Source organism: Actinophytocola sediminis, assembly GCF_054779715.1.
Map to the genome: position 1 here is coordinate 1 of NZ_BAAGXS010000027.1, position 9,861 is coordinate 9,861.

At 71.9% G+C, this 9,861-nt stretch carries 10 protein-coding genes; 4 read left to right on the forward strand and 6 right to left on the reverse strand.

The features are described from left to right. Nucleotides 1–426 precede the first annotated feature (426 nt). On the reverse strand, nucleotides 427–1,086 hold the full coding sequence (locus ACYVIP_RS17670; RefSeq protein ID WP_460397534.1) for a class I SAM-dependent methyltransferase: 660 nt from the start codon (nucleotides 1,084–1,086) through the stop codon (nucleotides 427–429). 95 nt (nucleotides 1,087–1,181) lie between these two features. On the opposite strand from ACYVIP_RS17670, the gene ACYVIP_RS17675 reads away from it, so the two are divergent. Continuing rightward, nucleotides 1,182–1,523 (forward strand): DoxX family protein, encoded by a 342-nt coding sequence (locus ACYVIP_RS17675; RefSeq protein ID WP_460397536.1) that lies wholly within the window; start codon nucleotides 1,182–1,184, stop codon nucleotides 1,521–1,523. Here ACYVIP_RS17675 and ACYVIP_RS17680 read toward each other — a convergent pair. After that, nucleotides 1,520–2,404, reverse strand: a complete 885-nt coding sequence (locus tag ACYVIP_RS17680; protein ID WP_460397538.1) for a glycerophosphodiester phosphodiesterase — start codon at nucleotides 2,402–2,404, stop codon at nucleotides 1,520–1,522. The genes ACYVIP_RS17675 and ACYVIP_RS17680 overlap by 4 nt on opposite strands. A gap of 156 nt (nucleotides 2,405–2,560) precedes the next feature. On the opposite strand from ACYVIP_RS17680, the gene ACYVIP_RS17685 reads away from it, so the two are divergent. Then, nucleotides 2,561–3,721: an FAD-binding oxidoreductase gene (locus ACYVIP_RS17685; protein ID WP_460397540.1), complete on the forward strand. Its 1,161-nt coding sequence runs from the start codon at nucleotides 2,561–2,563 to the stop codon at nucleotides 3,719–3,721. Here ACYVIP_RS17685 and ACYVIP_RS17690 read toward each other — a convergent pair. From ACYVIP_RS17690 to ACYVIP_RS17700, 3 genes are all read right to left on the reverse strand, one after another. After that, nucleotides 3,718–4,518 (reverse strand): hypothetical protein, encoded by an 801-nt coding sequence (locus tag ACYVIP_RS17690; RefSeq protein WP_460397542.1) that lies wholly within the window; start codon nucleotides 4,516–4,518, stop codon nucleotides 3,718–3,720. The two genes, ACYVIP_RS17685 and ACYVIP_RS17690, sit on opposite strands and share 4 nt — an antisense overlap. Before the next feature lie 179 nt (nucleotides 4,519–4,697). Then, nucleotides 4,698–5,057: a type II toxin-antitoxin system PemK/MazF family toxin gene (locus tag ACYVIP_RS17695; RefSeq protein ID WP_460397544.1), complete on the reverse strand. Its 360-nt coding sequence runs from the start codon at nucleotides 5,055–5,057 to the stop codon at nucleotides 4,698–4,700. Beyond that, entirely contained in the window at nucleotides 5,054–5,323 is a 270-nt protein-coding gene (locus tag ACYVIP_RS17700) for a hypothetical protein (protein ID WP_460397546.1), read from the reverse strand. Before ACYVIP_RS17700 ends, ACYVIP_RS17695 begins: the two co-directional genes overlap by 4 nt. A gap of 136 nt (nucleotides 5,324–5,459) precedes the next feature. Here ACYVIP_RS17700 and ACYVIP_RS17705 point away from each other — a divergent pair, with 136 nt between their 5' ends. Together ACYVIP_RS17705 and ACYVIP_RS17710 are read left to right on the forward strand one after the other, a co-directional pair. Continuing rightward, nucleotides 5,460–6,410, forward strand: coding sequence for an ABC transporter ATP-binding protein (locus ACYVIP_RS17705; protein ID WP_460397548.1), 951 nt, complete (start codon nucleotides 5,460–5,462; stop codon nucleotides 6,408–6,410). Then, nucleotides 6,407–7,195, forward strand: coding sequence for an ABC transporter permease (locus ACYVIP_RS17710; RefSeq protein ID WP_460397550.1), 789 nt, complete (start codon nucleotides 6,407–6,409; stop codon nucleotides 7,193–7,195). The genes ACYVIP_RS17705 and ACYVIP_RS17710 overlap by 4 nt, the downstream gene beginning before the upstream one ends. Here ACYVIP_RS17710 and ACYVIP_RS17715 read toward each other — a convergent pair. Next, the coding region (locus tag ACYVIP_RS17715; protein ID WP_460397552.1) for an ATP-binding protein at nucleotides 7,173–9,861 on the reverse strand (2,689 nt) is incomplete at its 5' end. The two genes, ACYVIP_RS17710 and ACYVIP_RS17715, sit on opposite strands and share 23 nt — an antisense overlap.

Genomic DNA, 9,861 nt, shown 5'->3' on the forward strand with positions numbered 1-9,861 from the left:
ACCGCGGCCGTCAGGCGGCGACCGCGGTGCACTTTCTTGTTGGTGGGATCGGGTCTGTGTCTCATCGCGGTCTCCTCGCTCGACGGTGAGCGTCTTCTGGGAGCGCTCCCAGGATTGGAGCATATCCCGAGCTAACAGGGTGTGTACAGACACTTACTCTCAATGAACAGTTAAGTTGGCCGACTCAACGATCAGTCCGGCCCCCGACTAGCCTCTCCGGCCGAATCCCGTTACACCCAAAGGATGTCCGGCCAACCAGCAACCAACCCGCCAATCATCCAGCCACCCCCACCCCACAGCCCGCCCAAACCACCCGCCAGCCCCCGTTTCAGGGAGCGCTCCCAGCCCACGTGCCCCTGACATGCAGCGAAGGGTCCCTTCACTGCGGTGGGCGCAGCGAAGGGACCCTTCGCTGCGGTTGGGGACTTATGGGCGGTGGGCCTTGATGGCCAGCACGGTTGGGGTTGGGGAGCCGCCTTCGGCGAACCGGTCGAGGACCAGGCCGGCGTCGAGGAACGCGTGCAGCAGCTCCGGCACCGGACGGTGCGTCGCGCCGACCTTGTCCCGCAACCCCTGATCGGTCCACGACTCGCGGGTCCACCCGCTGTCCCGGTAACCGGGCCGGATCACCAGCGCCGCCCGGTCGGTGTGGTCGGCGAAGCCACCGACGAAACACGGATGCACCCCGACGTGCACGAACACCCCACCCGACGCCAGCACCCGGCGCACCGCGCGCACCACCGCCGGATAAGCCGGCATGTCCGTGTGCGCCATCACCGAGACCACCGCGCGCACCGACGCGTCCCGAACCGGCAACCGCTGCGCGTCCGCCCGCGCGACCGGCAGCCGGTGTCGCCCGTGGCCGAGCATCCCGGCGGACAGGTCCACCCCGACCGGAGTCCAGCCGAGCCCGGCCACCGGCTCGGCGTTGAACCCCGTCCCACAGCCGATCTCGAGGCACATTCCGCTGCCCTCGCCGAGCAGCTCCCGCAACGTCCGGTGGATCTCCAGCCCATCGGCCAGGTACTGGGGACCGATGGTCTCCTCATACCAGTCCGCGATCGTGTCGTAGGAACCCTGTCGCATCGGCTACTCCCTTGCTGACCTGGCCGTTGTCACACTTTCGCCGGCCGGCGGGTCGGGGGGAACGACAGCACAGACACTCCCCTAAGGAGCTACCGATGTCGACCGCCTACCTCGTCGTCACCCTCGTGGCAGCCGCGATGGCCGCCTTCTCCGCAGGCGCCATCTTCCTCGACGCCAAGTGGGTCGTCGACAGCCTGCGCGCCTACGGCGTCCCCCGCTCGTGGTGGCGCTGGCTCGCCTCGGCGAAGGCCGCGGGCGCGCTCGGCCTGCTGGTCGGCCTGTTCGTGCCGCTCATCGGCGTGCTCGCGGCCGCGGGCCTGGTGCTGTACTTCCTCGGCGCGGTGGTCACGGTGATCCGCGCCCGCTGGTACACCCACATCGCGTACCCCGTGCTGTACATGGCGCCGATCGCGGCCTCTCTGGTACTGGCCTTCTAGGCGGCGGCCGGCAGCCGCCGCTCGTCGAGCACGTCCACCAGCACGTCCGGGTAGTTGGTGATGATGCCGTGTACGCCCTTGGCGATCTGGGCGCGCATGTCATCGGCACCGTTCACGGTGTAGACGTAGATCTCCAGGCCCGCCGCCCGCACGGCGGCCACGTAGGCGGCGTCCACGGTGGTGAAGCTCGGGTTGATCTGGTCGGCCCAGGTGGCGTAGTCGGCGATCCGCTCCTCGGGCACCCGGCCGAGCAGCCCGTGCGGGATCCTGGGCAGCAGGTCCTGCGAGCGGGCCATCGACTCCCAGTCGAAGCTCTGGACCACCAGCCGGTGTGCCAGGTGTCCCGGCGCCGGCCGCAGCCACCACCGGTCCCTGCCGAGCTCGGCGGCGATCTCCGCCTCGATCCCGGGGTACCTGGCCGGTTCCTTGACCTCGAGCAACAGGCCGACCTCACCCCCGCGCAGCACGGCGAGGGCCTCGGCCAGCGTCGGCACCCGCTCGCCGGCGAACGCCTCGCCGAACCACGAGCCGGCGTCGAGCCGGTCGATCTCGGCCATGGTGAAGTCGACGATGGCGTAGGAGTCGCGACCGGGGAAGACCTCCTCGGCGTCGGTGGTGCGGGCCAGGTCGGTGTCGTGCATCAGGATCAGCGCCCCGTCTGCGGTGCGCTGCACGTCGATCTCGACCATGTCCGCACCCATCGCCACCCCCTCCCGGACAGCGGCAATGGTGTTCTCCGGGGCGTGCGCCGACGCCCCGCGATGCGCGACGTTGGTGACCTCCGGCCGGACGGTCGCGCCGGCCGCCGGCGGCGAGAGCACCGCGGTGGCGACCACGACGAGCGCGACGGGCATCCCCAGCAAGCGGTTCCGTGTGGACACGACACTCCTCATCGAGTGGGTGATTTGCGCACAGCACTCCGATCATGGGTGAAACCGCCGTCGAGACGCAAGGACGGTTTTTTTTCTGGGTCGGTTGTCGATCCGGCGTCTCCGTGTCCGACGCATGGATGAACACACCAACCGAGGGAGCCTGTGATGATCATCGATGCCACCACCACCGCCCAGGTGCGCACCGCCGTGCTGGCCGCCCGCGAGCAGCGGCTGCCGCTGGCCGTCTACGCCACCGGGCACGGCGGTGCGGAACCCGACGGCGAGCGCGCCGTCGTGGTGCGGACCTCGCGGCTGGGCGGCGTGCTGGTCGACCCGCATCGCCGGGTCGCCGTGGTCGGCCCGGGGGCCCGCTGGGCCGACGTGATCGCCGCCGCCGCGCCGTTCGGCCTCGCGCCGCTGTCGGGCACCTCGCCGACGGTCGGGGTCATCGGCTACACCATCGGCGGCGGCATGGGCTGGCTGTCCCGCCGGTTCGGTTTCGCCGCCGACAGCGTGCTGCGGGCGCGGATCGTCACCGCCGACGGTGAGCAGCGCACGGCCTCCGCCGACGAGAACCCGGACCTGTTCTGGGCGATCCGCGGCGGCGGCGCCAACTTCGGCGTGGTCACCGAGCTGGAGTTCCGGCTGCACCCGGTGGCCTCGGTGCACGCCGGGGTGGCCACCTTCCCGCTCGACCGCGCCGGTGACGTGCTCGCCTGGTACCGGGACAACGCCGCCGGCCTGCCCGACGAGCTGACCGCCAACCTGGTGCTCACCAGGGACTCGCTCGCCGTGCGCGGCATGTACGCCGGCTCGGCGGCGGCCGCCCGGCGCGCGCTGGCGCCGCTGTGGCGGGTGGCCGGCACGCCGCTGACCGACGGCTGGCGCACCATGCCCTACACCGAGAGCGGCACCGTCGGCGGCACCGCGCCGCGCACCTTCGCCATGCTGCGCGACCTGCCCGACCAGGTCGTCCAGGGCGCGCTCGACGCGGTGCACGGCGGCGCCAACGCCGTCGAGGTGCGGCTGTGGGGCGGCGCGCTGGCCCGCCCCGACGCCGGCGCCGGTCCGATCGGGCACCGGGACGTGCCGTTCTCCGTGGTCGTCGACGGCCCGGCCGAGGCGGCGGCGCCGATCGCCGCGCACGCCACCGGCGGCACGTTCCTGAACTGGCTGCCCGACCCGACCCGCACGCACACCGCCTACACCGCGACCGACTACGCGCGGCTGCGCGCGGTGAAGGCGGCCGTCGACCAGGACAACATGTTCGGCCTGGCCAAGAACATCCCGCCCGCCGTCCGCGCCATGGCCGCGCTCAGTGCCTAGCCAGGTGGCTGCGCCGAGGGGAAGAGGTGTTGGTCGGCCAGGTGGTTGAGCACTCGACGGGCCGACCGGAACCGCTCGGCGACGTCGGTGATCACCGCGAGGCGCTCGGTGCGCACCCGGGTGAGCTGCCAGGCCGACTGGTACCAGCGGGCGCCGAGGTGCTCGTACAGCTCGATCGCCGGGATCGCGGCCATGCTCTGGTCGACGCCGGCGGAGCGCACCAGCCGCATGGCGTCCACTGTGGACAACGCGCGGTCGCCGGCGGCGTAGTCGGGATACACGCCGGTGAGGAACAGCGCGACGTCGCCGAGCCGGCGGTAGACGCCGGGGCGCTCGGCGTCGCTCACCGCGTCGAGCAGGCCGGCAAGGCGCACCGGGTCCAGCTCGTTGAACCGGCGCCAGCGCAGGCCCCGGCGGGTCTGCACGCGGTAGCGGCCGCTGGCCACCCTGGTGAACGAGGCCAGCAGCTCGATCAGGAACAGCCGGCGGACCGGGTCGGCGAGGAACTCGATCAGCTGTGGCGTGTCGAAGACCGGCACCCGCTGGCGCAGGCCGGTGCGTTCGCTGACATGGGACATGAAGGCCAGTTCCTGTTCCGCGCGGCGAACCATCACCGCGAACAGCAGGAACGGCGAGACTTCCGCCATCCGGCCCCTGGCCACCGCCTGCTCGCCGAGGATCGCCTCGAAGACCCGGGGGTCGGCGAGCAGTGTCGGTAGGGCTTCCGGATCGCGGCGCAACTCGGCAGTGGGCATCGCCAGGGCCGAGGACAGCAGTCGTAGGTCACTGTCGGTCACATGGTCTGCGTATAGCTCTCCCACGCTACCCATGTATCAAGATTACGATCACCACGCCGTTTTCGACAGTCGTCGGGCGCAGAAGTCGAGCTGAGATCCAGCCGATCGCGACTGTCCGTGACCCGAAAGGGCTACTGGACCGGCCCGATCGACTACCGACACCCCGAAATGCCGACCGGTCAGTGGAAGGCGACCATTTCGCGCAACCACTCCGTTAGCTCGTCGATCTCGGCCTCCGAGGCGATACCCAGCGGTTGAGTACGGGCAAAGCGCTGGGTGGAGATCGTGGTGATTTCCTCCGTCCGTGCCCAGCTGGGTCGATTCAGCCCTGATTCAGGCGAATCGACACGTACATGGTGATCCAGGCCGCGATCGCGAGACGTCAACGGGACGACAACCGCCATGTCGATGGGGAACCGGCAGTGGACGGACGACCCCACCACGACAGCAGGGCGTAGGCCACCCTGCTCGTGTCCGATCGGCTGGCCGAAGTCCACCAGCCATACCTCCCACGGCGCGACTCGCAACCGTCGACTCACCGGCTGTACTCCGGGTACTCCGCATCCGCGTCCGGCAGCCCGTCACCAGCCACCTGGTCGGTCAACCGCGCTTCACCTCGGTAACTGGCCCACTCCTCCGGGTCCACACGCAGGTCCTCGTATCGCCGCATGATCCGGTTGATCTGATGTTCCTTGACCAGACGACGGACGGTCTCACCCAACGCGACACCATCAAAATCGCGTTCTGCGATCGTCACCAGTTCATCCCGCAACTTGCTGTCAAGCTGCATCGATGTCGTAGCCATAGTCCTGAGTATAGATCTCCCCATAGCTCAACGCAGCCTGGCACTCGCTGAAATTCGCTGAAACCGGGCTGTAGCTCCCCGCACGCATGCTGTGCGACGTCGTGGCCGGCCGAGGCCGCGGCATGGGAGGAGTGTCGTGACCACAAGTACGTCCCAGCCGGCGATCGTGGCGGCCGGGTTACGCAAGTCCTTCGGTGACCACGTCGTGCTCGACGGGGTCGATCTCCAGGTCGCCGAGGGGACGATCTTCGCGCTGCTCGGGCCGAACGGCGCCGGCAAGACCACCGCGGTGCGGATCATGTCGACGCTGGCCGCGCCCGACGCCGGCGACATCCGGATCGCTGGCCACGACCTGCGCGCCCAACCAGCACAGGTCCGCGCCGCGATCGGCGTCACCGGGCAGTTCTCCGCAGTGGACGGCCTGCTCACCGGCCAGGAGAACCTCGCCATGATGGCCGACCTGCACCACCTCGGCCGCGCCGAGGGCCGACGGCGGGTCGCCGGCCTGCTGACCAGGTTCGACCTCACCGACGCGGCACGCAGGTCCGTGATGACCTACTCCGGCGGCATGCGCCGCCGGCTGGATCTCGCGATGACACTGGTCGGCGACCCTCGGGTGATCTTCCTCGACGAGCCGACCACCGGGCTGGACCCGCGCAGCCGGCACACCATGTGGCAGATCATCCGCGAGCTGGCCGCCGACGGGGTCACCATCCTGCTCACCACCCAGTACCTCGACGAGGCCGACGAGCTCGCCGACCGGATCGCGGTGCTCGACCACGGCCGGGTGGTCGCCGTCGGCACGGCCGAGGAGCTCAAGCGCCGCGTGCCGGGCGGCCACGTCGAGCTGCGGTTCACCGACCCGGCCGCGCTGGCCGCCGCCGCGCGGGTCGTCAACGGCACGCCGGGCGAGGGCGACACGCTGCGGATCCCACACGACAGCAGCGTCGCGTCGCTGCGTGCCCTGCTCACCGACCTCGCCGAGGTCGCGGTCGACGGGTTGACCGTGCACTCCCCCGACCTCGACGACGTCTTCTTCGCCCTCACCGGCCACCCCACCACCGACCAGCAGGAGGTCCGCCCGTGAACACGTTCGCCACCGCGGTCGCCGACTCGGCCACGATGCTGCGGCGCAACCTGCGCCACACGATCCGCTATCCGGTGACCGTGCTGATGTCCCTCGGCGTGCCGATCCTGTTGCTGCTGCTGTTCGTCGGCGTGTTCGGCGGCACGCTCAACGCCGGCCTCGGCGACAACGCGGTCGGCACCGGCTACCTCGACTACCTCGTCCCCGGCATCCTGCTGGTCACCATCTGCTACGGCTCGTCGAGCACGGCGTTGTCGGTCAACCGGGACATGACCGAGGGGATCGTCGACCGGTTCCGCACCATGGCGATCTCCCGGACCTCGATACTGACCGGCCACGCCGTCGGCGCGGTCATCCGGTCGCTGGTGAGCATCGCCCTGGTCGTCGGGGGCGCGTTGCTCATGGGGTACCGGCCGGCCGCCGGGCCGGTCGACTGGCTCGCCGCGACCGGGATCCTCGTGCTGCTCGCGCTGGCGATGACCTGGCTCGCGGTCGCCGCCGGGCTGGCCGCCAGGACCATCGAGAGCGCCAGCATGTTCAACCTGGTCGCCCAGCTGCTGCCGTTCCTGAGCAGCGCGTTCGTGCCGACCGACTCGATGTCGGCCGCGGTGCGCTGGTTCGCCGAGTACATGCCGTTCACGCCGATCATCAACACCCTGCGCGGGCTGCTGTCCGGCGGCCAGGTCGGCGGCGACGGCCTGGCCGCGGTCGCCTGGGGTGTGGGGCTCTCGCTGGCCGGCTACCTGTGGGCGCGGGCGGTGTTCAGCCGGGAACCCGTTCGGTGAACCGGTCGCGCTCGCGCAACACGGCCACCGCCGCGGCGCGCAGCGCCTCCTCGCCGAGGCCGGCGTACGACGACACCGCGTCGTCGTAGGCCGGCCGGTCGGCCTGTTCGGCGAGCTGCCTGGCGTGCGTGGCGGACATGGTCGGCTGAAAGCCCCGCACACAACGGAAACCGTCGGCCAGGGCGATCATCCGCACCGCGGCGCCGGCGATCCGCCGCTCGCCGGTGCGCTCGGCGAGGTCGAGGTCTGCCATGGCGAGCGCGAGCAGCAGCGCGCCGCAGACCGGATAGTCCACAAGGGACGAACTGGCCGAGTCGTGCGGCCGGTTCAGCACCGCCGACAACGCGCCCGGCAGGCAGGCGACGTGCTCGGCGACCAGGTCGAGCCGGCCGTGGCGGGCGTGCGCGACCACGGCCACCGCCCGCATCTCCAGCTCCCACGGCAGTTCGGTGTACTCGGACAGGCTGTCGGCCGTGCGCCGCCACAGGGCGAGCCCGGCGTCCAGGTCACCCCGGGCGAGGTGGAGCTCCGCGCGCACGGCGACGTCGAACATGCCGAAGCCGAGGGCGTCACTCAGCACGTCGCCGCCGCGCATGGCCGACTCCAGCCAGCGCTCCGCCTCGTCGACATCGCCGCACTGCAGGTTGGCCAACACCAACGCCCACAACACCTTCGCCGCGCTCGACCGCGCCCCGAACGCCTCCAACGGCGCGAGCGACGCGCGCAGGTGGCGGCGGGCCTCCTCGCCGAGGTTGGCCTGCAGACACAGTTCGCCCAGCCGGGAGTGCACCAGCGCGAGCAGCCACGGGTTGGCACTGTGTTCACCGGTCGCGACCATCGCCCTGGCCGCCGTGAGCGCGTGGTCCAGGTCGCCCTCGTACTCCCGGACATAGCTGACCGCGAAGTTGGCCATGCTGGCGACCACCGGATGCTCGTTGTCGCCCAAGGCGTACAGCGCGGCTCGCGGTCCGTCCACAATGGCCCGGAGCACGACGTCGGTGGCGCGGACCATGGTGTCCGGCGCGGCGGGTGGCGGCAACCCGCGCAGCGCGACCAACACGCGGGTCGCGTGTGGACCGCCGACCAGGAACGTGTAGGCCGTGAGCAGCACCGCGGCCGTCCGGGTGACCTCGACCAGCGCGGGCGGCGGCCGGTAGCCGGCCAGCACCCGGCCGGCCTCCTCGGCCAGCCCGGCCAGCCGCGCCAGGTTCGACTCGGCGACGCACAGCGTCGCCACCGCGGCCGAGGTCGCCGCGACCACGGCACCGTCGGCACGGTCGAACCCGAGGCGCAGCGCGTGGGCGAGGTTGTCCTGCTCGGCCCGCAGCCGGTCCCGCTCGGCCACCGGGTCCTCGGTGAACACCGTCTCGTGGTTGGCCAGGCCGAAGTCCGTCGCCCAGGCCAGGAACCGGTCGGTGACCATGGCGGTCTCGCCGGCCTGGTCGCAGTGGGTCGCGCTGAACTCCCGCACGGTCTCCAGCATCCGCAGGCGGGTGCCGGTCCCGGTGTCGGTCACCTTGAGCAGCGACTGGTCGACGAGCCGTTCGAGCACCGGCACGGCGTCGCCGCCGGCCTCGTCACCGGCCAGCACGGCGGCGGCCGCGTCGACGGTGAACCCGGCGGGGAACACCGACAGCGCGCGCATCGCGGCCCGCCCGTCTGGCTCGAGCAGGTGCCAGCTCCAGTCGATCACCGCGTGCAGCGTGCGGTGGCGCGCCGGTGCGTCCCGCGCGCCGCCACGCAGCAGGGTGAACCGGTCGTCCAGGCCGCGGGCGATCTCGCCGACCGACAGCACCCGCACCCTGGCCGCGGCCAGCTCCACCGCCAGCGGCAGCCCGTCGAGGTGGGCGCACAGCGCGGCCACCGCGTCGGCCGGCAGGTCGACGCCTGGCCGGGCGGCGCGCGCCCGCTGGCCGAACAGCTCGACGGCGGTGGCCAGGCCCAGTTCCGGCAGCAGGTACACCGACTCCGACGACAGGCCGAGCGGGGCGCGGCTGGTGGTGAGCACGCGCAGTTCCCCGCACATCGACACCAGCGCGCGCACCAGCGCGGCGGCCCCGGCGACCACGTGCTCGCAGTTGTCCAGCACCAGCAGGGCCGGGCCGGAGCCGATGGCGCCGACGATCCCGCCGAGCGCGTTGGTCGCGGTGACCCGCCTGGGGACCGCCCCCACCTCGCCGACGCCGAGCGCGGCCGCGACCTGGCCGGTGACGTCGCCGTCGGCGGCCAGCCCGGCCAGCGGCACGAAGTGCACCACCGGCTGCTCGGCCCGGCGGCTCAGCGCGTGCGCGAGCCGGGTCTTGCCGAGCCCGCCCGCGCCGACGATCGAGGTGACCCGGGAGGTGCGCAGCAGGCCGGCCACCGCCGCGAGGTCGGCGTCCCGGCCGAGCAGTGGGTTGGGCTCGTGCGCGACGCCGTGCCGCACGGCCGGGCGATCCTGGGCGAGCAGCCGCTGGTGCAGGTGCCGCAGCGCCGGGCCGGGGTCGCTGCCCAGCTGGTCGCGCAGGGCGCGGCGGTAGGTGTCGTACCTGGTGAGGGCCTCGGCCGGTCCGGCGGTCGCCGCCTCGGCGCGCAGCAGTTCGGCCAGCACCTCCTCGTCGTGCGGGTGGTCGCGCAGCACGCCGGCGAGCGCGTCGGTCGCCTCGGCGTGCCGGCGGAGGCGGGCG